Annotated in this window: 23 protein-coding genes, 2 tRNA genes and 1 pseudogene; 17 read left to right on the top strand and 9 right to left on the bottom strand. The window is 64.3% G+C overall.

The features are described from left to right. Positions 1-178: 178 nt before the first annotated feature. From F600_RS0121900 to F600_RS0121875, 6 genes are all read left to right on the top strand, one after another. Positions 179-1,501 (top strand): LLM class flavin-dependent oxidoreductase, encoded by a 1,323-nt coding sequence (locus F600_RS0121900; protein WP_018162799.1) that lies wholly within the window; start codon positions 179-181, stop codon positions 1,499-1,501. Next, the gene (locus F600_RS0121895) at positions 1,483-2,769 is read left to right on the top strand and encodes an MFS transporter (protein ID WP_018162798.1); all 1,287 of its coding nucleotides are present in this window, start codon (positions 1,483-1,485) and stop codon (positions 2,767-2,769) included. Before F600_RS0121900 ends, F600_RS0121895 begins: the two co-directional genes overlap by 19 nt. Continuing rightward, complete coding sequence (locus F600_RS0121890) at positions 2,756-4,342, top strand: FAD-dependent oxidoreductase (RefSeq protein ID WP_018162797.1); 1,587 nt, start codon at positions 2,756-2,758, stop codon at positions 4,340-4,342. Before F600_RS0121895 ends, F600_RS0121890 begins: the two co-directional genes overlap by 14 nt. Next, complete coding sequence (locus tag F600_RS0121885) at positions 4,339-4,665, top strand: 4Fe-4S dicluster domain-containing protein (protein ID WP_018162796.1); 327 nt, start codon at positions 4,339-4,341, stop codon at positions 4,663-4,665. Before F600_RS0121890 ends, F600_RS0121885 begins: the two co-directional genes overlap by 4 nt. Positions 4,666-4,778: 113 nt before the next feature. Then, positions 4,779-6,365 carry a phosphoglycerate dehydrogenase gene (gene serA, locus F600_RS0121880; RefSeq protein WP_018162795.1) on the top strand — a complete coding sequence of 529 codons (1,587 nt, stop codon included), beginning with the start codon at positions 4,779-4,781 and terminating at the stop codon, positions 6,363-6,365. Further along, positions 6,362-7,369 (top strand): 3-isopropylmalate dehydrogenase, encoded by a 1,008-nt coding sequence (locus F600_RS0121875; protein WP_018162794.1) that lies wholly within the window; start codon positions 6,362-6,364, stop codon positions 7,367-7,369. The genes serA and F600_RS0121875 overlap by 4 nt, the downstream gene beginning before the upstream one ends. Before the next feature lie 82 nt (positions 7,370-7,451). On the opposite strand, the gene F600_RS0121870 is transcribed toward F600_RS0121875, so the two are convergent. Then, a complete protein-coding gene (locus F600_RS0121870) occupies positions 7,452-8,087 on the bottom strand; it encodes a hypothetical protein (protein WP_156024762.1) in 636 nt (211 codons plus the stop codon). A gap of 2 nt (positions 8,088-8,089) precedes the next feature. Here F600_RS0121870 and F600_RS31745 point away from each other — a divergent pair, with 2 nt between their 5' ends. Beyond that, complete coding sequence (locus F600_RS31745) at positions 8,090-8,296, top strand: hypothetical protein (protein WP_156024761.1); 207 nt, start codon at positions 8,090-8,092, stop codon at positions 8,294-8,296. Between the two features lie 285 nt (positions 8,297-8,581). Here the strand turns inward: F600_RS31745 and F600_RS0121860 are convergent, their stop codons facing one another. From F600_RS0121860 to F600_RS0121835, 6 genes are all read right to left on the bottom strand, one after another. Next, positions 8,582-9,850, bottom strand: a complete 1,269-nt coding sequence (locus F600_RS0121860; protein ID WP_026306829.1) for a hypothetical protein — start codon at positions 9,848-9,850, stop codon at positions 8,582-8,584. A gap of 451 nt (positions 9,851-10,301) precedes the next feature. Next, positions 10,302-10,616, bottom strand: coding sequence for a hypothetical protein (locus F600_RS0121855; RefSeq protein ID WP_018162791.1), 315 nt, complete (start codon positions 10,614-10,616; stop codon positions 10,302-10,304). Between the two features lie 174 nt (positions 10,617-10,790). Then, the gene (locus F600_RS0121850) at positions 10,791-11,945 is read right to left on the bottom strand and encodes an MFS transporter (RefSeq protein WP_018162790.1); all 1,155 of its coding nucleotides are present in this window, start codon (positions 11,943-11,945) and stop codon (positions 10,791-10,793) included. A gap of 159 nt (positions 11,946-12,104) precedes the next feature. Beyond that, positions 12,105-13,106 carry a hypothetical protein gene (locus F600_RS0121845; RefSeq protein ID WP_026306828.1) on the bottom strand — a complete coding sequence of 334 codons (1,002 nt, stop codon included), beginning with the start codon at positions 13,104-13,106 and terminating at the stop codon, positions 12,105-12,107. A 134-nt stretch (positions 13,107-13,240) separates the two neighbouring features. Next, positions 13,241-14,863 (bottom strand): beta strand repeat-containing protein, encoded by a 1,623-nt coding sequence (locus F600_RS0121840; RefSeq protein WP_156024760.1) that lies wholly within the window; start codon positions 14,861-14,863, stop codon positions 13,241-13,243. 258 nt (positions 14,864-15,121) lie between these two features. Continuing rightward, on the bottom strand, positions 15,122-15,742 hold the full coding sequence (locus F600_RS0121835) for a DUF4333 domain-containing protein (RefSeq protein ID WP_040632274.1): 621 nt from the start codon (positions 15,740-15,742) through the stop codon (positions 15,122-15,124). A 326-nt stretch (positions 15,743-16,068) separates the two neighbouring features. Here F600_RS0121835 and F600_RS0121825 point away from each other — a divergent pair, with 326 nt between their 5' ends. The 4 genes from F600_RS0121825 to F600_RS0121810 all read left to right on the top strand — a co-directional run bounded on the left by F600_RS0121825 (position 16,069) and on the right by F600_RS0121810 (position 18,616). Further along, positions 16,069-16,830: a fumarylacetoacetate hydrolase family protein gene (locus F600_RS0121825; RefSeq protein ID WP_026306826.1), complete on the top strand. Its 762-nt coding sequence runs from the start codon at positions 16,069-16,071 to the stop codon at positions 16,828-16,830. Between the two features lie 10 nt (positions 16,831-16,840). Further along, entirely contained in the window at positions 16,841-18,304 is a 1,464-nt protein-coding gene (gene gltX, locus F600_RS0121820; protein WP_018162786.1) for a glutamate--tRNA ligase, read from the top strand. Between the two features lie 125 nt (positions 18,305-18,429). After that, positions 18,430-18,501: transfer RNA gene (locus F600_RS0121815), tRNA-Gln, on the top strand. Positions 18,502-18,543: 42 nt separating this feature from the next. Further along, a tRNA-Glu gene (locus F600_RS0121810) sits at positions 18,544-18,616 on the top strand. 40 nt (positions 18,617-18,656) lie between these two features. Here F600_RS0121810 and F600_RS0121805 read toward each other — a convergent pair. Both F600_RS0121805 and F600_RS30775 read right to left on the bottom strand, forming a co-directional pair. Beyond that, on the bottom strand, positions 18,657-19,790 hold the full coding sequence (locus F600_RS0121805) for a tyrosine-type recombinase/integrase (RefSeq protein ID WP_018162785.1): 1,134 nt from the start codon (positions 19,788-19,790) through the stop codon (positions 18,657-18,659). Further along, positions 19,783-20,343, bottom strand: a complete 561-nt coding sequence (locus tag F600_RS30775) for a helix-turn-helix domain-containing protein (RefSeq protein WP_018162784.1) — start codon at positions 20,341-20,343, stop codon at positions 19,783-19,785. The genes F600_RS0121805 and F600_RS30775 overlap by 8 nt, the downstream gene beginning before the upstream one ends. A gap of 101 nt (positions 20,344-20,444) precedes the next feature. Between F600_RS30775 and F600_RS0121795 the strand changes: the two genes are divergently transcribed. From F600_RS0121795 to F600_RS0121775, 6 genes and pseudogenes are all read left to right on the top strand, one after another. Further along, on the top strand, positions 20,445-20,636 hold the full coding sequence (locus tag F600_RS0121795; protein WP_245541603.1) for a helix-turn-helix transcriptional regulator: 192 nt from the start codon (positions 20,445-20,447) through the stop codon (positions 20,634-20,636). Then, entirely contained in the window at positions 20,617-20,877 is a 261-nt protein-coding gene (locus F600_RS31335; protein WP_040632272.1) for a WhiB family transcriptional regulator, read from the top strand. Before F600_RS0121795 ends, F600_RS31335 begins: the two co-directional genes overlap by 20 nt. Next, a pseudogene (locus F600_RS32740) lies at positions 20,874-21,083 on the top strand (hypothetical protein); the annotation flags it as partial. The gene F600_RS31335 and the pseudogene F600_RS32740, both read left to right, overlap by 4 nt. 393 nt (positions 21,084-21,476) lie before the next feature. After that, positions 21,477-21,680, top strand: coding sequence for a hypothetical protein (locus F600_RS32480; protein WP_245541602.1), 204 nt, complete (start codon positions 21,477-21,479; stop codon positions 21,678-21,680). Next, positions 21,677-22,048 carry a hypothetical protein gene (locus F600_RS0121780; RefSeq protein ID WP_018162781.1) on the top strand — a complete coding sequence of 124 codons (372 nt, stop codon included), beginning with the start codon at positions 21,677-21,679 and terminating at the stop codon, positions 22,046-22,048. Before F600_RS32480 ends, F600_RS0121780 begins: the two co-directional genes overlap by 4 nt. Before the next feature lie 175 nt (positions 22,049-22,223). Beyond that, positions 22,224-22,784 carry a hypothetical protein gene (locus F600_RS0121775; protein ID WP_018162780.1) on the top strand — a complete coding sequence of 187 codons (561 nt, stop codon included), beginning with the start codon at positions 22,224-22,226 and terminating at the stop codon, positions 22,782-22,784. Positions 22,785-22,838 lie beyond the last annotated feature (54 nt).

The raw sequence follows: 22,838 nt of genomic DNA, 5'->3' as shown, positions 1-22,838 counted from the left end.
AATGACGAGGGCTGCTCTACCGACAACAGGTCGAGGGCATGAAAGTCATGGGGGACATGCTGGCTCAGGCTCACGGGCCGGCACGAGCCTTTCCCTCACCGTGATCGAAACTCGGACATTTGCGCCACCGTGATCGCAACTGTTGTCACGTGCGACACCGCCGACACAGATAAGAAAGATGTCCCTCCACTTGAACGCATTTCTGATGGGCGTCGGCCATCACGAAGCCGCCTGGCGTCACCCGCGCACGAACGAGCGCGCGGTTCTCGACGTCGAGCACTTTCAGAACCTCGGCCGGATCGCCGAGCGCGGCACCCTCGACTCGGTGTTCTTCGCCGACGGTCTGGCCGCGGGTCCGCGGATCGAGCGCAACACCCTGGCAGTCTTCGAGCCGATCACCCTGCTGACGGCGATCGCGACGGCGACCGAACACGTGGGGCTGATCGCGACCGCGTCGACGAGCTACAACGAGCCCTTCACCCTGGCGCGCGCGTTTGCCTCGCTCGATCACATCAGTGGCGGTCGCGCGGGCTGGAACATCGTGACGTCGGCCGGAGCGGACGAAGCCGCGAACTTCGGCCTGGAGGGCATCCCCGAGCATCAGCGCCGGTACGAGCGTGCGGACGAGTTTCTGCAGGTCGCGCTGAAATTGTGGGACAGTTGGCAGCCCGGGTCGATCGTGCTCGACGCCGCGGAGGGCCGCTTCGCCGACCCGGCGAAGGTGCACCCGATCGACCACGTCGGCGAGCGTTTCCGCGTGAAGGGTCCGCTTAACACGCCGCGCTCACCGCAGGGACGGCCGCTGCTCGTACAGGCGGGTTCCTCGGAAACCGGTAAGGAGTTCGCCGCTCAATATGCCGAAGCCGTCTTCACCGCGCAGCGCGCGCTCGAGGAGGGCAAGGAGTTCTACACCGACCTCAAGTGCCGGCTGCCGAAGTTCGGCCGCAGCCGACACGACCTCAAAGTGCTGCCCGGAATCGTGCCGTTCATCGGGTCGACGGAAGCCGAAGCCCGCGAACTCGAGGAGTCGTTCACGGCGTTGATCTCGCCGGACTACGCGCTGCGACAGTTGTCGACGATGGTCGGCGTCGATCTCACCGAGCATGCGCTCGACGCGCCGCTCCCGCCGCTTCCGCCCGAGAACGAGATCCAGGGCAACAAGAGCCGGTACCAGCTCGTGAAGGATCTGGCCGAGCGTGAGCAGCTCACCGTTCGTCAGCTCATCGCGCGGCTCGGCGGTGGACGTGGCCATCGCACCTTCGCGGGTACGCCTGAGCAAATCGCCGATGAACTGCAGCTTTGGTACGAGCAGGGCGCTGCCGACGGGTTCAACATCATGCCGCCGTACCTGCCCGGTGGGCTCGAGGACTTCGTCGACCACGTCGTGCCGATCCTGCGCAAGCGCGGCCTGTTCCGCACGGAATACACAGGCCGAACGCTGCGCGAGCACTACGGACTGCCCGAGGTCGATGCCGCGGCGGCATGGCCAGCTGCACAGTAGAGCCGGGGTGGAAGGAGGAGGACCTGAGCATCGCAGCGAGGGACGAGCGAGGAGCGGAAGGCCCGACGGTCCACCCATCGGCAGAGCGGCGGTATCTCGCCGAACTCTTCTGGCCGGTTTTCGTGCCGGCGACGTTGTTCGGAATCGGGATGGGCGCGGCGGCTCCGGTCGTCGCGCTCGCCGCCCGGGAGCTGGGCGCGCCGGTGTGGATTGCCGCGCTCGTCGCATCGCTCGCAGGTCTCGGGATGGTGCTCGGCGACCTGCCGTCCGGGGTGCTCGTGGCTCGGCTGGGGGAGCGAAAAGCGCTGGTGCTGGCCAGTTTCACGGCCGTCGTCGGCGTGGTGCTGTGCATCTTTGCGCCGAGTGTCGAGGTGCTCGGTGTCGGCGTCCTGATCACCGGCGTCTCGAACGCGGTGTGGGGTCTGGCGCGGCAGAGTTACCTCTCGGCCGTCGTTCCGCTGAGCCATCGCGCGCGCGTCATGTCGACGTTCGGGCTCACCTTCCGGATCGGCATGTTCGTCGGGCCCGTCGCGGGCGCCGGGCTCATCGCCTTGATCGGAATCCGCGGTGGTTTCGTCATCCAGGCCGTCGGCGTCCTCCTCGCGGGATTGCTCCTGGCTCGTCAGCCGGACCCGGATGGCCTCACGGGCAGTGACCAGCACGTGCCGTTAGCCGGAGTCATAGCGGCGAACTCGTCGGTGCTCGTCACGCTGGGCAGCGGCTCCGTGCTGCTCGGCGCCGCGCGCGCTGCCGTTCCCGTGGTCCTGCCGCTCTGGGCCGAACACATCGGACTGAGCGCGGCGGTTGCGAGCCTCGCCTACGCAGCCGCGGCCGCGATCGACATGTCGTGCGGTTACCCGGCCGGGTACCTCATGGATCGGTTCGGTCGGGCGTTCGTGGCGGTGCCATCGGTGGCGACCCTGGGTGCGGGATACGTGCTCATCGCATTCGCACACAGTGCGCCAACATTGATCGCGGTCGCCCTCGTCTTCGGACTCGGGAACGGTTTCGGCAACGGAATCATCATGACGATCGGCGCCGATACTGCACCTCCTCATGCGCGTGCCGAATACCTTGCGGCCTGGCGTCTCATGCACGACGTCGGATGGTTCGCCGGTCCGCTCGTCGTCAGCGGGTTGGCTGTCGTGTTTCCGCTGTCGGCGGCCTTTTCCTCGCTGGCTGCGGCATCTGCGGTCGGCGCCGGCGTCTTTGCTCGCTATCTCCCGAAGTTCACTCCCTCCCGTAAGGAGATCCATGTCCACTTATGAATTGCACGCTGACGTTCTCGTTGTCGGAGGTGGTCCCGCCGGAACCTGGGCCGCGCTCAAGGCCGCCGCAACCGGAGCCTCCGTTGTCCTCGCGGACAAGGGATATTGCGGTACGAGCGGCGCGACCGCGGCCGCCGGAACCGGGGTTTGGTATGTCCAGCCGGAGCCCGAACTTCGTGCGAAAGCGAAGGCAAGCCGGGAGGCGCTCGGCGGCTATCTTGCCGATCACGAGTGGATGGATCGCGTGCTCGACGAGACGTATGCGCGTATCAACGAGCTCGCCGAAGTGGGGAAGTACCCGTTCCCCGCGAGCAGTGACGGCACTCCGATCCGTCGAGGTGTCCAGGGTCCGGAGTACATGCGTCGGCAGCGGGCACGTGTCAAGCGTGCGGGTGTTCGGATTCTCGACCACAGTCCCGTGCTCGAATTGCTCACCGACGGCACCGGAGCAGTCGCGGGGGCAGCCGGAACCGACCTGACGACGGGCGAGAACTACCAGGTCAAGGCAGGTGCGGTCGTCCTTGCGAGCGGCGGCTGCGCGTTTCAGTCCGGCACGCTTGGCTGCAACGTCAACACCGGCGACGGGGCTTTGATGGCAGCTGAGGTCGGCGCGGTGTTCTCCGGAATGGAGTTCTCCAACGCCTATGCGATCGCACCGAAGTTCACGTCGATCACGAAGACCGCCTACTACAGCTTCGGGACGTTCTACCGCGCGGACGGATCGGTAATCGAAGGTGCCGGCAGTACGCGCGGCCGCTCGGTCATCGCCCGGACGCTACTGACGGAACCGGTCTTCTGCGTCATCGACAAGGCCGATGCCCAGATGCAGGCCGATATGCGCACGGGACAGCCCAACTTCTTCCTCGCGTTCGATCGCCAAGGCATCAATCCCTTCGTTGACCCTTTCCCGGTCACGATGCTGCTCGAAGGCACCGTGCGTGGCACCGGGGGAGTTCGGGTCGCCGGCGAGGACCTCTCGACAGATGTGCCGGGCCTCTACGTCGCCGGTGACGTCGCAACCCGGGAGCTCATCTGCGGTGGGTTCACCGGCGGCGGAAGCCATAACTCGGCGTGGGCCATTTCGTCGGGAAGTTGGGCGGGTGCCGGCGCAGCGCGATATGCACTGAGTGTGGGTGCGCGGGCCGCCAGTCGGGTCGTTCGTCCAGCGGGCCAGGCGGGACTTCGGCCGCTCGGGCGCGGCGGCGACATCACCGCTGACGAGGCTCGTCGAGAAGTGCAGAACCAGGTGATTCCCTACGAGACCAACCTGTTCCGGACACAGGACCGGCTGGAGCCGGCTCTGGTTTCGGTCAACCTTGCATGGCGACGCGTCGTTTCCGGACTCGCGGGCGACACCTACCGGTCGCGCGAGGCCGCGGCGATGGTCGCGCACGCCCGGTGGATGTTCAATGCCGCGCTGACGCGGACCGAGACTCGTGGCATGCACAAGCGGGCGGACTTTCCCGAGCAAGACCCGCGCCAGGCGCATCGGCTCATCGCCGGTGGTCTCGACGAATTGTGGTCGATGCCGGAGGCACAATTTCTGCGCAGTCAGTCGGCGGTGTCCGCATGATCGAGGTCGTTTCGTCGGAGCGCTGCATCGAGTGCGATAAATGCGTCGATGTCTGCCCGACGCGGGTGTTCGATCGGGGCGCGGACGGCATCCCGGTCATCGCCCGGCAGCACGACTGCCAAACGTGCTTCATGTGCGAGGCATATTGCCCGGTAGATGCGCTTTTCGTGGCGGTCGAACGGCAGCCGCTGCCGGCCGATTCGCCGCTGCGAGACGAGGCGCATCTCGTCGAGAACGGGCTGATCGGAAGCTATCGCGAGAAGCTCGGTTGGGGCCGGGGTCGCACCCCGGGTGCGAAGTTCGCGATCGGCCCGGTGCTGTGAGCACGGCACCGGCGAGTGGAGTTTCCCACTTAGTAGACACCGGACTCTGGATAGCTGATTAGGGCCAACTAAGCTATAGCCCGATCGCCACGAACTGATTTTCAGGAGCCTACGTGACTCGTCCGGTAGTTCTGATTGCCGACAAGCTTGCCCAGTCCACTGTTGACGCCCTCGGTGACGGTGTCGAGGTCCGCTGGGTTGACGGACCTGACCGCCCCGCACTCCTGGCCGCCGTGCCGGAGGCTGACGCTCTGCTCGTTCGCTCGGCCACGACTGTCGACGCCGACGTCCTCGCTGCGGGCACGAAGCTGAAGATCGTCGCCCGTGCTGGTGTCGGCCTCGACAACGTCGACGTGCCGGCCGCGACCGCGCGCGGAGTCATGGTCGTCAACGCCCCGACCTCGAACATCCACACCGCTGCCGAGCACGCCGTCACCCTCATGCTGTCGGCCGCCCGCCAGATCCCGCAGGCCGACGCGAGCCTGCGCGAGGGCAAGTGGCTGCGCAGCAAGTTCAACGGTGTCGAGATCTTCGACAAGACGGTCGGTGTCGTGGGCCTCGGCCGCATCGGTCAGCTGTTTGCGGCTCGCCTCGCCGCGTTCGAGACCAAGATCATCGCGTACGACCCCTATGTGTCGGCCGCTCGCGCCGCTCAGCTCGGCATCGAGCTCGTTTCGCTCGACGAACTGCTGCAGCGTGCTGACCTCATCTCGGTCCACCTTCCGAAGACCCCGGAGACCAAGGGCCTCATTGGCAAGGAGAACCTCGCCAAGACCAAGCCGGGCGTTGTCATCGTCAACGCGGCGCGTGGTGGTCTGGTCGACGAGCAGGCGCTCGCTGACGCCATCAAGTCGGGCCACGTCCGCGCGGCCGGCCTCGACGTGTTCAACACCGAGCCGTGCACCGACAGCCCGCTGTTCGAGCTGCCGCAGGTCGTTGTGACCCCGCACCTCGGTGCTTCGACGTCGGAGGCGCAGGACCGCGCTGGTACGGACGTTGCCAAGTCGGTTCTTCTCTGCCTCGCCGGCGAGTTCGTTCCGGGTGCAGTCAACGTTGCCGGCGGTTCGGTCGGCGACGAAGTTGCTCCGTGGCTCGAGGTCGTTCGCAAGTCGGGTGTCCTGCTTGGCGCGCTGTCTACGGAGCTTCCGGTCAGCCTCACGGTCGACGTCCGGGGTGAGCTCGCCTCGGAGGACGTCGAGATCCTCAAGCTGTCGGCCGTTCGCGGCCTGTTCTCGGCGGTCATCGAGGACTCGGTCACCTTCGTCAACGCCCCGGCTCTCGCCGAGGAGCGCGGCCTCGTCGCGACCCTCACCAAGGCGTCGGAGAGCCCGAACCACCGCAGCGTTGTCGACGTCCGCGCCGTTTACGCCGACGGTTCCTCCACAAACGTTGCCGGCACCCTGACCGGTCCGCAGCAGGTCGAGAAGATCGTCAACATCAACGGGCGCAACTTCGACCTTCGCGCCGAGGGTCTGAACGTTCTCGTTCACTACGGCGACCGGCCGGGTGCGCTCGGCAAGCTGGGCACCGCGCTGGGCGACGCCGGCATCAACATCCTCGCGGCCGCGCTGTCGCAGGACGCCGAGGGCCCTCTCGCGACGATCCTGCTCCGCGTCGACAAGGATGTGCCGGCTGACGTGCGCGAGAAGATCGCCGCGGCAGTTGACGCCAGCCTCCTCGCGGTCGTCAACCTCGCATGAGGCTCGGCGTTATCGCTGGTGACGGCATCGGCCCCGAGGTCATCACCGAGGCACTGAAGGTTCTTCGCGCGGTTGTTCCGAACGTCGAGACGACCGAGTACGACCTCGGAGCCCGGCTGTACCACCGCACGGGGGAGTTGCTTCCCGACAGCGTTCTCGAAGAACTGCGTGGCCAGGACGCGATCCTCCTCGGAGCGATCGGTGACCCGTCGGTGCCGAGCGGAATCCTGGAGCGCGGCCTCCTCCTGAAGGCCCGCTTCGCGCTCGACCACCACGTGAACCTCCGTCCGTCGCGTCTGTACCCGGGCGTCACGAGCCCGATCGCGGGTAACCCGCCGATCGACATCGTGGTCGTCCGTGAAGGCACTGAGGGTCCGTACATCGGCAACGGCGGTGCGCTTCGGGTCGGGACGCCGCAGGAGGTCGCGACCGAGGTCAGCGTGAACACCCGGTTCGGCGTCGAGCGGATCGTGCGCTTTGCGTTCGAGAAGGCGGTTACGCGCCGCAAGCACTTGACGCTGCTGCACAAGACGAACGTGCTGACCTTCGCCGGTTCGCTGTGGCAGCGCACGGTCGACGACATCAAGAAGGGCTATCCCGAGGTCGATGTTGCCTACCAGCACATCGACGCGGCGACGATTCACCTCGTCACTGACCCGGGTCGCTTCGACGTGATCGTCACCGACAACCTGTTCGGCGACATCATCACCGACCTCGCGGCGGCCGTCACCGGCGGCATCGGGCTCGCGGCGTCGGGCAACATCGATGCCACGCGCACCAACCCGTCGATGTTCGAACCCGTTCATGGAAGTGCTCCGGACATCGCGGGCCAGGCCAAGGCCGACCCGACCGCGGCAATCCTGTCGGTCTCGATGCTCCTCGACCACGTCGGTGAGAAAGAGGCTGCGGCACGAGTCGAGAAGGCTGTGGCGGAGGATCTTGCGAACCGCACCGGTCCGGCGAAGACCCATGAGGTCGGCGACCGGATCGCGTCGCTGCTCTAACACTGTTGACGAAACGAGCCGTGCGGATGTTCCGCACGGCTCGTCTTCGTTCGGTCTCCGGGGTAGTAGGTGACCCTGTCGCTCAGCACCTTTGGGTGGTGTTGTCGACGTAGATTACGGACACCGTGCAAGTGGAGGATGCGGTCGCGGTGTTGTTATGGCCGTACGCCGCGGTTGCCGTGCTGCCGTTCGTCGCAATGGCGGTGTTGTGGTTGCCGACCTCCGCGAACGCGGTACTGCCATCGCGGGCAGTTGCATAATTCTGGCGCCCGCCGCTTGCCACGGCAAGACTGCCGTCACTGCTGAGCGCAGTGTTCCGGGTGCCGAAGCTGGCGTTGGCCTCGGAGTTGTCGTTTGCGACCGCTCGGTTGTAATCACCGGCATACGCCCCGGCCGAGCTGCCGTTGGTCGCGACTGCGACGTTGCCGGTTCCGGCACCCGCGTAGGCGCTCGACCCGGCTCCGGTGGCGAACGCCCGGTTTCCCACCCCATCGTTGGCTGTGGCTGTCGCACCGTCGCCTCGCGCGATGGCGACGTTGCCGCCGGGGGTCGATTCGCATGCCGCGTTTCCGCGTGTGTAGGTCGAGCCGTTCACCGAGATGCATCCGGGTTGGCTGGAGTAGAGCGAGTTGGGTGCAGCGCTCGCAGTTGTAGGGGCAAGAATGGCGAACACTCCCGCTACACCGGCGGTGGCGAGAGATGTCCTGAGTTTGTTCACTAATGCTCCTTGGGTCAGCACGCGCCGGTCGCGTTACCGCCGGCTGCGACGGCGGTGCCGTTATCGGAGTCAGCGACGGCTACGTTGTTGCTCGTACCGTCGCCGATGTTGTTGCCGGTCGTGGTTCCGGCGTAGGCGGTGCGGTTATCGCCGACGGTGACAGCGCCATTGTTATCGCCCCGCCGCCGCTTCTGCCGCCGTCTGCATAGCCACCGGCTCGCGAGACACTCGCACGGTTGTCGTTGTCGTCGAAGCCGGTGCACCACGTGGGTTCACAGCCATAACCTAGATCATCGCCGTTCGACGACAGCCACGTGACGCGAATCCGGACAAATCGGGGTGTGGATGGAAGAACCTGATGCCGCCGATCGCGGCATTGGCAGCGACGCGATTCGGTTGACAGACGATTGAATGACGGCGCGGCGCTCGGCTGTACCAACCCAAACGAATCGGGGCGACGCACTCAGTGCGTCGCCCCGATTGTCCGTGGAGGGTTACGGACAGGTGGTGTTCGCTGCCGGACCACATCCGTCCGCGGATGCCGTCTGACCGTCGAGACCGCCGCCCGCGCCGGCAAGGCCACCATTGACTGCGGTTGCGGTGTTGTTGTCGCCTTGGCCCGCGAGGGCGAGGCTGCCGGTGTCGGCAGAGGCGCTGTTGCCGTCGCCCTCACCGGCCATTGCCTGACTACCGTTGTCCGCCGATGCCGTGTTGGAGTTGCCCTCGCCGGCACCTGCCTGGCTGAGGTTGTCCGCGGTCGCGGAATTGTTGTCCCCTTCGCCGGCCCGTGCCTCACTGCCGTTCTTGGCTGACGCGGTGTTGCTATTGCCTTCGCCGGCTTCCGCCGTGCTTCCAGTGCCGTCGGCAGTCGCCTGGTTCCCGTTTCCGACTAGCGCGCCCGCTTGGCCGCCGTTCGTCGCAGATGCGATGTTGGTGTCGCCTTCGCCGGCCATCGCACTGCTTCCGGTGCCGTCGGCGGTTGCCTGGTTACCGTTGCCGACAAATGCGCCCGCTTGGCCGCCGTTCGTCGCCTTGGCGGTGTTGTTGTTGCCTACCTCGTCGGGCTCCGTCCCACCGCCGGCCCCCGCAATGCTTTCGAAGCCGTCCGCGGTGGCACTGTTGCCGTTCCCGATAGTGGCGAAGGCCTCGGCGTAGTTGGTAGCGGTCGCGGTGTTGCCGTTTCCGCTGCCCGCAAACGCCACTCCGCCGTTGCTGGCGTGCGCCGTGTTGTTCGAACTGATCCACTCGCCCCAGGCGTCGCCGGCGAAAGCCATCCCATAATCGGCGTCGGCAACGTTGTTGTCGCCACCTCCGGCGAACGCCTGTCCACTATTGACCGCACTCGCGGTGTTCTTGCTGCCAAAGCCTGCGTAGGCATGGCTGTCAGGCCCCTTTGCGTCGGCCTTGTTCCCATTTCCATCGCCGGCGTACGCATCGCCACCGTTGTCTGCGGTCGCCGTGTTCTTGTCGCCGTTGGTGGCAACTGCCGAGCTGCCGGCTCCTGTAGCTGTTGCGCGATTTCCCTTACCGTTCGAGGCGTCGGCACTGGCGCCGTCGCCGTTGGCAACGGCCACGTTTCCGCCCTTGGTGCTACTGCATGTGGCGGTTCCCCTGGCCATCGTGCGGCCGTTGACGGACTTGCAGTAGTTCTTCGCGGGCGTTACCGCGCCAGCCATCGCCGGCGCGGCGATGCTGAGTGTCGTGATGGCGGCAGCTGCGGCGAGCAGCGACTGTGCGATTCGTGATTCTCGGCGGGGGTTCATTGGATCGTCCTTCTGAAGCTCAATCGGGCAAGTCGGGCGCTGGAACTGGTTGAGATTAGGACGATTCATTCATCAATGAAGATCATTTCGGATTGATGTCATTTAGATCGATGACGCATAACGGCGTGATTTCGTGTGTATTTAAACCCCTATATTCATTGACCGACATTCGGTCAGATGAACCCCGTTGCCAGAAGCGTTCAAGGTTTGCAACGGGAGACGAAAGATGTTGCAGTACAACAATACTCAGCGATGTCGCGGAAGGTCGACTGCTACTTCGGGCGTGGACATTCCGCTTCGGATGGCGCGCTAATTGAAAGTTTTATGACAAACAAAGAAGGGGCTGGCAGAGTTGCCAGCCCCTTCCAAGAATTGCGTGCTACGGGCAGGCGCCGGCGTGTTCATTGGGTTGGCGACGGCACTGCAACCGTCTGTGGTTGCAGACAGGCCATCAGCCGCCTGCGATCGCCTCGCTACCGTCGCCGTTTGCGGTCGCGCGGTTTCCACGTCCGTCGCCCGCGTACGCCCTGGCGCCATCACCGCGGGCAGTGGCCCAGTTCCCGCCGGGGATGCTGCTGCACTGTGCAGTGCCCTTCGAACTGGTGCGGCCGTTGACGGAAGTGCAGTAGTTCTTTGTCGGTGCGGCGCTCGCAAAGGCTGGAGCGGCGATGGTGATCGCTGCGGCTGCGAGGAGAGTTTGGGCGATCCTAGATTCCCGGCGGGCATTGATCGTGGGATCCGTCTTTCTGAATTTCAGCCAATCCATTGGGGTCGTTGGATTGGCTGAGACTAGAACCCGAAATTCGGTGACTCGATCATTTGCAGCCGATGTGATCCGCTTTGCGGACCTATAACGACGGCTTATTCCGAGCTGGAAATAGGCTCGCCTTTGGAATGACGGTCGAATGGCTGACAGTCGAATATCGGAACTGCCGCGTTTTCAGTCCCGGGGCACGAGCGGTATCGCGGCGAAAGCAACAAATGCACACACTGCGAAGACCGCTGGATATCCCGTCGTATCAATGATCGCGCCGAAGATCGGCGCAATGGCGGCGCCAAAGGCGTGCTGCCCGGTGTTCTGAAGACCCAAGCTCCGGCCGCTCCAGAATGGACCCGCGATCTCCGCGACCGCGGTATAGGCAAGGCCGTTGTCAGCAACCGTGATGACGCTGGCGGCGACCATGACGAGGACTGCGATGGGCCAGCCGACGAAGTCGGTGAAGGCAAGAATCGCCATCGAGATCGCTGCGGCGATCGCGATCTGTCGCAGTGGCACCATCCGGCTGCCCAGGCGATCCGACCAGACCCCCGCGCCGATGCGGCCCAGCGCTCCGAGGATCTGGACGAAGGTGATCATCACTCCGGCGGCGGCCAAGGTCCATCCGCGGGCGTCATGGAGCCATAGGAGCGCGAACGTCCAGAGGGTCACCTGAGGCACGACCAGCATGGCCGACACGACGTGGATGCGCACCAGGCGGCGGTCACCGCGATAGGGATTGCCGTACGACGCGACGTCCGTCCGGGCCGGCCGAGGTGGGTCGACAATTCCGACAATGCACGCGATTGCTCCGGCGGCGGCCAAGATAGCGGGTACCGCCAATCCACCCGCGATGCCGTAAGCGGCCGCTGCCTGGGGAATCAGGATGGCTGCGATCCCCACTCCCAGCGGCAGCGACGACTGTCGAATCCCCATCGCAAGGCCGCGCTTGTCTGGGGCAAACCAACCGACGACGACCCGGCCGCTTGCCGCGTTCGTGCCGGCGGCTGACATTCCGCCAGCGAGGAGGGTAGCGCCGAGCGTGATGTCGTTATGGGCGAACATGCCTGCGATGCTCGCTGTGCTCACCAACGTGAGGCAGGTCGTGAGCACAAATCGTTCACCGGTGCGGTCCAGGATGTAGCCCCACAGCACCAACGTCAGCATGAGCCCGACCGAGGCCATCGCAACGATCGTTGCGGCATGCGCGGTCGACCTGGTTTCGGTGAGCTTCGGCAGCAGAAATGCAGCGCCGTTGACGAAGACTCCCGATGCGGTCTGTGCGAACACTCCGACCCACAACATGGTCCAGCGTCGAGTCTGGCTCGGATCGCTCATGCGGACCTCATCACATCGATGACCTGGTGTCTGAGATCATCGTGCGGACTCATCCCATATAGTGCAACACAATTTCCACATAGTGAGAAGTGAGATGGTGCCTGACAGCGCGAAAGCCCGGCACATCGGTGTGCCGGGCTCCCGCGGAGAAGGTGTTTACTAGCAGCTTCCGGTCTGGTCTACGCCGGTGACGGTGATACTGCAGGCATTGGCGGTGGCGGTGTTACCGCTGGTGGGTCCGGCGATCGCCGCGCCACCGTTGCTGGCCGCGGCGGTGTTGCCATCGCCATCTGTTGCCAGCGCGCTACTGCCGTCACCGGTGGCGGTCGCGGTGTTCGCCGAGCCGTTCTTTGCTTCCGCATTAGTGGACTGCCCGCTCGCGGTCGCAGTGTTGTTGTCGCCTTCGTGGGCAGCGGCTCGGCTGCCGTCGCCCGTCGCGGTCGCCGTGTTGTTGTCGGCGCCGTCCTGGTTCTGGGAATCAAGGCCACCAGCGGCTGCGAAGCTGTTGTCGCCGAGCGCCGTGGCGGTGTTGTTGTCGCTGTAGTTGCCGTCCGGGTAGACGTAGCCGTGGCCGGCGAACGCGTCGCTGTTGTCGCCGATGGCCTTGGCGTTGTTGTTGTTGCCGCCCGCGGCGACCACCAGCGTGTTGGTTCCGATGGCGGTTGCGGTGTTGTTGTCTCCGCTACCCGTCTGGTAGTCGCGGTCGTATCCACCAGCGGACGACGTGCTGCCGTTTCCGACGGTCGTCGCGGTGTTGTTGTTGCCATATCCGGCGTATGCCCGGTTCGTGCCGATCGCGGTGGCCTTGTTGCTGTTTCCGTTGTTGGCCACGGCGATTGACTCCTTCCCGCTCGCGGCCGCGGTGTTGTTGTTGCCGTTCCCGGCTTCAGCGCGCGAATTCTCGCCGTTTGCGAACGCGCGGTTGTTGGATCCGCCTGTTGCGGTGGCTGACGAGTTGGCGCCATGCGCGGCCGCGACGTTGCGGCCCGGGTCGGTCGTGCAGTATGCGGAGCCCTTCGAAATGGTCCGGCCGTTCGCGGAGTAGCAGTAGTTCGGGCTTGGAGTGGCGTTAGCGATGACGGGGGAGACTGCATAGAACATGACCGCGGCGCCGGCTGCGCCGGTGATAAGTGCGCGGGAAACTCGGCGAGCTGAATGCATGGGTTGAAAGTAGAACGGCTGCGAACTGCTCAGAGCGGTTCTCTGTGCCGTTACGCCGTTTGGATGACACGTCAACGCCTGGACAGTGCAGGAGCCCGGCACGTCGATGTGCCGGGCTCCTGAGGTGAGGACTGCTAGCAGCCGCCAGTCTGGTTGACGCCGGTTACGGCCACGGTGCAGCCGTTGGACGCGGTTGCGGTGTTGCCACTGGTCGGGCCGGCGGTGGCGGAACCGCCGGTGCTGGCGGTGGCGGTGTTGCCGTCGCCGCCCGCGGCCTGGGCGTAGCTGTTGTTGTCGGTCGCGGTTGCGGTGTTGCCGCTCGAGCCGTCGCCGACCGGGTAGCCGTAGTAGTACGTGTTGCCATCGTTACCGGCGTTGGCCTGGGCGTTGTCGCCGTTGACGGTGGCCGTGTTGTTGTCGCCACCGCCGCCTCCGCCGTAGTAGTCACCGTAACCACCGGCGTATGCCGTGCTTCCGTCGCCATTGACGGTCGCGGTGTTGTTGTCACCGGTGTTGGAACCGTAGTAATCCTCCGCACCTCCGGCGGCCGCGATGCTTCCGTCGCCGGTCACTTGGGCGCTGTTGCCGTTGCCGCCGACGGCGCCAGCGGAGCTTCCATCACCCTCGGCGGTCGCGGTGTTGTTGTCGCCGTTGCCCGCCCCAGCAATGCTCTGGTCGCCCGTGACGGTTGCGGTGTTGCCGTCGCCCAAGCCGCTTGCTGCTTGGCTGCCGTCGCCCTTGGCGGTCGAGCTGTTGTTGTCGCCGGAGAAGGCCTGAGACTGGCTGCTGTCGCCGGTAGTGGTCGCAGTGTTACCGTCGCCGTTGCTGGCCGTCGCGGAGCTGCCGGTGCCGGTGGTGCTGGCGGTGTTACCCGAACCGTCGTAGGCGCTTGCGCTGCTGGCGTCGCCCTTGACCGTGGCACTGTTGCTGTCGCCCGCGTAGGCATTGGTATTCGAGTCGTGACCGGTCGTCGAGGCGGTGTTGCCGTCACCGTCGGTTGCGTTTGCATAGCTACCGTCACCGTTGACCGTCGCGGTGTTGCCGTCGTTGTCTCCGTAGCCGTAGTAGCTCTGACCAGCGGTCGCCTGGCTGTTGTCGCCCTTGACGGTGGCGGTGTTGTTGTCGTTGTCGTTGGTGCCGTAGTAGTAGTAATAGTCGTTGCTGCCAGCGGTGGCTGAGCTGTTGTTGCCCGTCGTGGTGGCCTTGTTTCCGTTTCCGTTTCCGGCCACGGCGGTGCTGTTCGATCCGTTGACGCTCGCAGTGTTGTTGTCGCCGCTGCCGGAGTTGTAGTAGTTGTCGTACCCGCCGGCCGACGCGCTGCTGTTGTTACCCCGTGCGGTTGCGCTGTTGTTGTTGCCGAGACCCGCGTAGGCCCGGTTCTTTCCGACCGCGGTCGCCTTGTTGCCGTTTCCGTAGTTGGCGACGGCGACGGAGTCCTTGCCGCTGGCGTTCGCCGTGTTGTTGTTTCCGGCTCCGGCTTCAGCGTGCGAGTTCTCGCCGTTTGCCGTCGCGCGGTTGTTGGTGCCGCCGGTCGCAGTGGCGGACGAATTCGCGCCGCGGGCAGAGGCGTAGTTGCGGCCTGGGTCGGTCGTGCAGGATGCCGAGCCCTTCGAGATGGTCCGGCCGTTCGCGGAGTAGCAGTAGTTCTGGCCTGGGGTGGCGGCGCTCGCAATGGCGGGCGCCACTGCGAAGCCGATGATCGCCGCACCCGAAGCGGCGGCGATCAATGCGCGGGATGCGCGGCGAGTTGAATACATTGGATTCCTTCCGAAACAAAATTCTGCCAGCGACCGTCCCGACCCCGCCGGACGAGTTGAAAGTAGAACTATCACGGACTGATAAAGATCATTTCGGTGGTGATTCCACCCATTGAATGACTCGGCAAAATGCACGACAACAAAACGGCTGACAAATGATTGAATGACAGGGAACCGGAGAAAACGTGGGGCCCTAAAACCGTCGTGAACGAGAATTAGCGCCGACAGGCTTTACCTGCCGACTCGAAAGAATTCGGTTTAGTTCGGGCGCTTCGAGGTCGTCGGAGCGGGGGTGGTCTTCTTTTTCGGATCAGGCTTTGGCGACTCGATGTTCCACTCGTAGCCGACGCCCATTCCGTCGGCGGAGGACACCGTGACGTTGACCTTGTGCGCCACCCCGTCGGTTCCGGTCGCCGTGCAGATGCCCGTTCCGCCGGCGCGGCCCGGGATGTCGCCCATGCAGTCGAACGTCTTGAGGTCCGCGCCGGTCTGATCCTTGAACTTCGGACGCACTTCCTTCTCAACCGCCTCCGCGGTCACGACCCGACTGTTTTCGTCGAGCGTCCAGTCGAAGTTCAGGTTCCCTTTGTCGATCGACGTGACGGAGACATCGAACGCGGCGCGAACGCCGCCGGACTCGGCTATGCACCGCGATTTGTCGCCGATCGTGGGCTTGAGGCCCTTATCGCAGTCGAGCTTGTCGAAGGGCGCGCCGAGATTCTGGCGCGCGGCATCGTTGAGCGTTTTGATGATCTGCGCCTTGTCGACACTGACGGCTTCACTAGCGCTACCGGAGCTGCAGGCACTGAGCGGTCCGCAGATGAGCGCGAAGCAGGCGCAGGCGAGTGCTGGACGGTGCAGGTTTCGTGTGCGAATCATCAGACCCTCGTACGTGGCGGTGGATTGGTCGAGAGTAGAGCGCGCCACGTAGTTGAAATTGCAAGATCAGATCAAGGTCATTCGTTTGCCCGATAACGGTTTCCAGATCGGAATCACTGAGTCCGGACAGCTGACCGTCTGTCCGTCGACCTGGGACGGATGGGGCCATCGGATCGTGTGAAGTCGGCTGAGCGCTCCCGACTGGGACGTCAACGCGAGTCAGTTCAACGCGTTTGCGCCTTGAACTCCTCCGCCTCGGACGTCGTCCCCTCAGCCGGGTGACGGACCGTGAACAGCGGACTTCCACAGAGAAGTAAGCTTTGCCAGTGCGTTTAGCGAGAGTCGCGAGTCCAGATGGTGTTGCGTTTGTCAGCGTGGAGGGTGAAGTAGCCCGCGAGATTGCGGATCACCCCTTCGGTAATCCGACGTTCACGGGTCGAACCTGGCAGCTCGCCGACATTCGGCTGCTTGCGCCGATCCTGGCGTCGAAGATCATCTGCGTCGGCAAGAACTATGCGGCCCACGCGGCTGAGATGGGCTCGGCACCCCCGGAGAACCCGGTTATCTTCATGAAGCCGAGCACCTCGATTGCCAGCCCGAACTCGGCGATCGTCATTCCGCCGACCTCGCAACAGGTCGACTACGAAGGCGAACTTGCGGTCGTCATCGGGCGCCCATGCAAGGACGTGAAGGCTGCTCGCGCCAACGACGTGATTCTTGGCTACACCGTGGCCAACGACGTCACCGCTCGCGACCATCAGCGGATGGACGGGCAGTGGACTCGCGCCAAGAGCTATGACACCTTCTGCCCGCTCGGACCGTGGATCGAAACCTCCATTGACCCGAGCGACCTCGAGATCAAGACCGAGGTCGATGGCGTCGTCAAACAGCAGAGTCGTACGAGCCTGCTTCTGCACAGCATTCCGGAACTCATCGAATGGGTATCCGCGGTGATGACGTTGCTCCCGGGCGACGTGATCCTCACCGGAACCCCGGAGGGCGTCGGCCCGATCGTCGAAGGCCAGTCGGTCTCGGTGACGATCGAAGGCATCGGCACGCTCACCAACACCGTCACCAGCAAGCGTTAAGGAACCTCCATTGTCGCGGGTACGCGTTCGCTTTTGTCCGTCGCCGACCGGCACGCCACACGTCGGGCTGGTCCGGACGGCTCTGTTCAACTGGGCCTTTGCACGTCATCACGGCGGCACCTTTGTCTTCCGCATTGAGGACACCGATGCGGCACGAGACAGCGAGGAGTCGTTCGCGGCGATCCTCGACGCGCTCCGTTGGCTCGGCCTCGATTGGGACGAGGGACCGGAGGTCGGGGGACCGTATGAGCCGTACCGGCAGTCGCAGCGCAAGGACATCCACCTCGATGTCGTGCAGAAATTGCTGGCGGCCGGGGAGGCCTACGAGTCGTTCTCTACTCCGGAAGAAGTCGAAGCTCGGCACAAGGCGGCCGGACGCGACCCGAAGCTCGGCTACGACAACTTCGACCGCACGCTGACGGATGAGCAGAAGCAGGCGTTCATCGACGGGGGACGTAAGCCGGTCATTCGCCTCCGCATGCCCGACCACGACCTGACGTGGAACGACCTGGTGCGCGGCGAGACGACGTTCAAAGCCGGCGTCGTGCCGGACTTCGCTCTCACGCGCGGCAACGGCGACCCGCTCTACACGCTGGTCAACCCGGTCGACGATGCGATGATGAAAATCACGCACGTCCTTCGCGGCGAGGATCTGCTCCCGTCGACGCCGCGTCAGCTCGCCCTCTACGAGGCGCTGAGCCGGATCGGTGTCGCGGAGGGGACGCCGGAGTTCGGGCACCTCCCGTTCGTCATGGGGCAGGGCAACAAAAAGCTCTCCAAGCGCGACCCCGAGTCGAGCCTGTTCCTGCACCGCGACCGGGGGTTCATCCCCGAGGGCCTGCTGAACTACCTCGCGCTCCTGGGGTGGTCGATCGCCGATGACCGCGATGTCTTCTCGTTGGCCGAGATGGTGGCCGCCTTCGACATCAACAAGGTCAACTCCAATCCTGCGCGGTTCGACCAGAAGAAGGCCGACGCGATCAATGCCGAGCACATTCGGCTCCTGAGTCCGGCGAACTTCACGCAGCGCCTGCGCATCTTCATGACCGGGCACGGGCACCTGGGCCCGGATGTCGACGACCAGGTCTTCGCCGCTGCCGCCGAGCTGATCCAGACCCGCATCGTGGTGCTGTCGGACGCGTGGGCGCTCCTGAAGTTCCTGTTCGTTCCGGAGGACGAGTTCGCCATCGACCCGACTGCTGCGTCCAAGAACCTTGGTGCCGGTGCTGCTGAGGTCCTCGACGCTGCTCTCGCCGCGCTCGAGGCTCTGCCGGCTTGGGAGGCTGCACCGATCGAGGAAGCGCTGAAGTCTGCCCTTGTCGATGGCCTTGGACTGAAGCCGCGCAACGCGTTCGGCCCGGTCCGCGTTGGGGTCACGGGCTCGAACATCAGCCCACCGCTCTTCGAGTCGATGGAGCTGCTTGGCCGCGAGCGCTCGCTCGCTCGGTTGGAAAGCGCCAGAAAGGCACTCTGACCTGCCGATTTGTAGGGAGTGGCCGGTTGTCTGCTAACCTCTTACACGGCTCGAACGACAGAGGGGCGATCCCCTGAAAGCGTCAGAGCAGTGAGCGAAAAGCGCGAGCAATTCGTGAAATATATTGGGGTATGGTGTAATTGGCAACACTGCTGATTCTGGTTCAGCCATTCTAGGTTCGAGTCCTGGTACCCCAGCGCACTCGATCTGTTGATCCAGTCGGCAAAATAGCGAGTCTTGGCCCCGTCGTCTAGCGGCCTAGGACGCCGCCCTCTCAAGGCGGTAGCGCGGGTTCAAATCCCGTCGGGGCTACAACGATGAATCCTCTGCTTAGGCAGGGGATTTCGTCGTTTCAGGACCCAGTTCTGAGTTGCCGAATCTCTGCGCCGGTACACAACGGGTACACATCAGCGAGTGCGTTACGCCTTGCCGCGTCCATCGCGTCGGCCACAACGTCGAGTCGATCCGGCATCAGATGGCCGTAGAGATCCATCGTCATCATCGCCGTCTTATGCCCGAGCGCGTTCTGCACGACCTTGATGTCCGCCCCAGAAGCGAGTGCCAACGAGGCGAAGGTGTGCCGCAACTCGTGAGGATGAAATCCCGATACGCCGACCTTGTCCGCAGCCACCGTCAGCGCTGCCCGCTGGAACGTCTGCGACCGCATCACACCTCCGCGCTCGCCTGAGAACACGAGGTCATCGGGACCCTTCCCCGCGACCTGGGCGGCGAGAAGGTCGCACAACCACGGCTGCAGCGCAACCTGACGGTGTAAATGCCCCTTCGTGGGTCCGAAGGTCATCACACCCTTGACCGGCGTCACGGACTCTGCGACAAGGATGCGACGGCGAAGGAAATCGATCCGGCGAACTCGAAGCGCGGCCATCTCGCCCCACCGGACTCCGACGTGCGCAAGGAAGCGAACAACCAGGCCGTACTCACTCCACACTGCTGCGCACTCATCGGCGATCTGTTCGACCTGCACGTAGTCCAGGAAGCGCATCTCCTTCTGCTCCACTCGTGGCAATGAGATCTTGTCGGCGGGGTTCTTCGCCAGCCGATCATCAGCGACAGCCCAATCCAGCATCATCGAAAGGACGCGGTGAATTTTGCGCACCGAAGCCGGTGCTAGGTCCAGTCCTGCAACCCACTTCTGAACCTCCGCGTGCCCGATGTCGGCAAGTCCAACAGACTCCCAACGGGGCTTGATATGCGCGCGGATGATGCCCTCGTATCGATCCCGAGTCTTCGGTGCCAAGTCTGTCTGAGACGCGATCCAGTCGTCAGCCCAAGGCCCGAGCTTGACCTTCGATCGATTCGGGTCGATGTAGGAGCCCGACAGCTTCGAGTTCTCGACGGTCACGAGGAACTTCTCGGCGTCCACCTTGCGGTCAAACGTCTTCGTCCGCTGCGCACCGTCTGGAGCCCGATATCGGGCATACCAACGGGTCTTGCCGTCGCGCAGTCGCTTCTCGATGCTAGCCATTTTGATGCGCCGAACCCTTCGCGTCGTCGTCGGCGGGGTTCACGTCGTCGTCGTAGTACGGGGCCGGTGGCGTGAACTCATAAGCCCTGTTGTCCGGGTTGGTGGCCTCGTCGAAGAACAGCGCGACACTCAGGCTGTTGACTCGCTGGACTGCCCTCTCGACCGACCGAGCAGCGTCGCTCAGCTGGTCGGCGTGCGCGGCCGCGAGTGCGCCGTGATCAGCGACGAAGATTCGGTGCATCTTCCGTAACTCGCCCAGCGCTGAGTGCGTGTGTTCCGAGAGACGTACCAGGGCGTACCGGTCAGCCTCGCTTTCGTCCGATGACCGGCCAAGCAGTGTGTCTACGGACAGACCAAAAAGGTCGGCCATGGCACTCGCTTCGTCAATCCTGACCTCGCGACGGCCCGCCTCGATCTTCGCGATGGCCGTTGTGTGCATCGGAATGCCTTTTCCCTCGATGAGGACTGCCAGTTGTGGCTGTGACCACTTGCGACGCTCTCGCTCGGTCCGAATTCGCTTGCGGAACTCCTCCGCGATCTTTGTGCTTGCCATAATCGCAACATAGCCAAAATAGCTTGCCAGCGCAAGAGGGCGTTGCCATTCTGGTTGTAGGGCTCAAACGCCCGGAGAGGAACCCCATGGTGGACGAGAACATGACCACGCAGCAGGTCAGCGACGAGACGAACATCCCAATTGGGACACTGCGCTACTGGCGATTCGCGGGCTTGGGCCCCAAGTCTTATCGGCTCGGCCGCCGGAGGGTCTTCTACCGGCGCAGTGATGTCGAGAAGTGGCTCGATGCTGAGTACCGGCGCACCGTGACGGGTGACAGCGACGTTGCCTGACGAGCATCCCCACTGGCGGCAAGACGCTGCCTGCAGGGCGGGCACCCCTGAAGCGTGGTTTCCGAGCCAAGGCCTCGCGCTCGACGCCAAGGCGATTTGTATGGGTTGCCCTGTCCGGCGTGCGTGCGGCCTGTATGCGATCGACCTCAACATCGGGTTCGGCGTCTGGGCGGCGTTCGATGTGCGTTTCGAGCGCGCGCCTCTGGTCGCCTGGCTCGCGAACGGAAGTGCCGTGGCATGACGAACCGTAAGCCCTCGTACGCAGTCAGTTTCCCCGCATACCGTACCGCACTGCTGGGATCGCGACTGAAGCCTGCCACAAAGGTGGTGGCCTTCGGGCTGATGGAGCACGCGCCGACAATTCGGCCCGGCGTGCGGCGGCTCGCGCAAGAGTGCGGTCTGGCACCGTCGACGGTGGAGTCCGCTTTGAAGGAGTTGGAGCGCGAAGGCTGGATTCGCTGCCTTTCGCGCGGAGGGTTCCGGGGCCGACGGGCGGCGTTGTGGGCACTGCTTCCACAGCAGCCCTTTCGTGACGGTGCCGAAAATCGGGACCATCGTTCTCGGCGTGACGGTGCCGAGAATCGGGACGGTAGTGATTATCTCCGTACCGATTTGCGGGGTCCGACAGTGCCAATTCTGCGCACAGAAGACGATAAGAAAGAGGGGGAGCTTCGCACTCACCCCTCCGCTGAGGCTCCGGGGGTTCGCGCTCGCACCGAAGATGGCCCGTCTGTCGAAGGGCCTCGGCAGTGCCTCTGGTGTGGCGGCAGCCTTCCCAGGTTCCAGACTGACCCCGTCGGCTACTGCGCCGATGTGTGCCGAGACCATCACCGACGGGAGATGTCCGATCCGCCCCTCGTCGCAGCGCTCGAACTCTCCGTGGGCGATCGTGTCGTGCACGACAAGTACGGCGACGGCAGGGTAGTCCAGGCGGCCAAGCTGGGCGGGTTTGACTCCGTGATCGTCGACTTCGGCAGGTCGGGGAGAGTTCGGCTCGCGCTTCTGCCCGGCCTGCCTCTCAGAAAAGTCGAGGCTGCTTCATGAGCACCGTCACGAAGAACGGGACGCCCGACGACCTTGCAGTGCGCCGCTCTCTACGTGCACAGCCGAATGCCCTCGACGTCACTCGCTTGGCTGAGGTGCCAGATGACGAACTCGCCGCCAGGAGACACGACAGTCTCAACAGCGAGCGGCAGGAGAAGCCGGAAGCGCGGCGGTTCTACGTGGGTGATCGCGTGATCCACGACCGTTACGGCTGGGGGAGCGTCGAAGAGGCTGCGGCGTATCGCGGCGTCGCCTCTGTCGTTGTCCGATTCGATCGAGGTGGTGGTAGGAACCGGTTCACGACGTGGGCACCTGAACTGCACACGTCAGCGCGCGTACTTGGATTCGCGAGCTCTCGAATTCCGTAAATCTCCAGCGGAGAAAGGGGGGCGGGGTCAAAACTTCGAATGAATTCAGAATTCCGGCGCCTGAGGATCGACTTCTTCTCCCCCCGGGAGTTTTACGCGTAGGAATACGCCGATAAACTTCCCACCCTTTCCAATTTCTCACACCTTTTAAATTTTCGACCGTAGGAGACAGCAAATGCTCGACAACCACGACGACGAGCTACCCGAAGACGCGTACACCGAATTCGACCGGGTGCGGCTTGAGCGCTTGCAGGCGGCCGCACTTCTCGCTGAATTTGCCCAGCGCGAACGCGACCGTGAAGCCCGAGCAAAGGCGCGCCCGGTGGGCCAGCGCAGGCAGGACACATGGCGAACGCCACCAGGACTCGTTCGAGCCGCCGAGACCGCGGCCAAGGCGCTCAATGAGCTTGCGATGGACAGCCGCACGCCCGGTGAGCTGACACAGGCCGCCGAGCTAGACAAGCTGCGCGCTCGCCCGACGACCTGGGCCGGCTGGCTGAAACTGTTCGGCAACATGGCGGAGTCCAAACACTTCGGGGACTGGGCCCGCGCAGTGCTCCTACTCGGGGGCGAAGCTGACGACCGAGCGCGGGTTCGCGAGGTCGCCGACTACTGGACAGGCGCTGTTCGCGATGGCTTTCCGCAGCCGCCGTCCGATCTGACTGGTGATATCTCAGGCATTCCTCCGTGGTCCGAAGCATCAAAGGACGCCGACTCCGATGACGATGCCGCGTAAATTCATGTTCGGCGTAATTCCGGCGCGCCGACGTTACAATTACGCTGGTAATTG

This window comes from Smaragdicoccus niigatensis DSM 44881 = NBRC 103563, assembly GCF_000380645.1.
In the GTDB taxonomy this organism is placed as follows: domain Bacteria; phylum Actinomycetota; class Actinomycetes; order Mycobacteriales; family Mycobacteriaceae; genus Smaragdicoccus; species Smaragdicoccus niigatensis.
Note: the sequence above shows the minus strand (reverse complement) of the source record. Positions and strands in the feature narration are given on the sequence as shown.

Excerpts from the sequence above, each read along its gene's own strand:
- F600_RS30775 (WP_018162784.1), bottom strand. The coding sequence starts at position 20,343 with ATGGCAAGCACAAAGATCGCGGAGGAGTTCCGCAAGCGAATTCGGACC.
- F600_RS0121805 (WP_018162785.1), bottom strand. The coding sequence starts at position 19,790 with ATGGCTAGCATCGAGAAGCGACTGCGCGACGGCAAGACCCGTTGGTAT.
- F600_RS0121795 (WP_245541603.1), top strand. The coding sequence starts at position 20,445 with ATGACCACGCAGCAGGTCAGCGACGAGACGAACATCCCAATTGGGACA.
- F600_RS0121840 (WP_156024760.1), bottom strand. The coding sequence starts at position 14,863 with ATGTATTCAACTCGCCGCGCATCCCGCGCATTGATCGCCGCCGCTTCG.
- F600_RS0121890 (WP_018162797.1), top strand. The coding sequence starts at position 2,756 with ATGTCCACTTATGAATTGCACGCTGACGTTCTCGTTGTCGGAGGTGGT.
- F600_RS0121895 (WP_018162798.1), top strand. The coding sequence starts at position 1,483 with ATGGCCAGCTGCACAGTAGAGCCGGGGTGGAAGGAGGAGGACCTGAGC.
- F600_RS0121775 (WP_018162780.1), top strand. The coding sequence starts at position 22,224 with ATGCTCGACAACCACGACGACGAGCTACCCGAAGACGCGTACACCGAA.
- F600_RS0121780 (WP_018162781.1), top strand. The coding sequence starts at position 21,677 with ATGAGCACCGTCACGAAGAACGGGACGCCCGACGACCTTGCAGTGCGC.
- F600_RS0121855 (WP_018162791.1), bottom strand. The coding sequence starts at position 10,616 with ATGGATTGGCTGAAATTCAGAAAGACGGATCCCACGATCAATGCCCGC.
- F600_RS32480 (WP_245541602.1), top strand. The coding sequence starts at position 21,477 with ATGTCCGATCCGCCCCTCGTCGCAGCGCTCGAACTCTCCGTGGGCGAT.
- F600_RS0121850 (WP_018162790.1), bottom strand. The coding sequence starts at position 11,945 with ATGAGCGATCCGAGCCAGACTCGACGCTGGACCATGTTGTGGGTCGGA.
- F600_RS31745 (WP_156024761.1), top strand. The coding sequence starts at position 8,090 with ATGCTCCTTGGGTCAGCACGCGCCGGTCGCGTTACCGCCGGCTGCGAC.
- F600_RS0121900 (WP_018162799.1), top strand. The coding sequence starts at position 179 with ATGTCCCTCCACTTGAACGCATTTCTGATGGGCGTCGGCCATCACGAA.
- F600_RS0121885 (WP_018162796.1), top strand. The coding sequence starts at position 4,339 with ATGATCGAGGTCGTTTCGTCGGAGCGCTGCATCGAGTGCGATAAATGC.
- F600_RS0121875 (WP_018162794.1), top strand. The coding sequence starts at position 6,362 with ATGAGGCTCGGCGTTATCGCTGGTGACGGCATCGGCCCCGAGGTCATC.
- F600_RS0121835 (WP_040632274.1), bottom strand. The coding sequence starts at position 15,742 with ATGATTCGCACACGAAACCTGCACCGTCCAGCACTCGCCTGCGCCTGC.
- F600_RS0121845 (WP_026306828.1), bottom strand. The coding sequence starts at position 13,106 with ATGCATTCAGCTCGCCGAGTTTCCCGCGCACTTATCACCGGCGCAGCC.
- F600_RS0121860 (WP_026306829.1), bottom strand. The coding sequence starts at position 9,850 with ATGAACCCCCGCCGAGAATCACGAATCGCACAGTCGCTGCTCGCCGCA.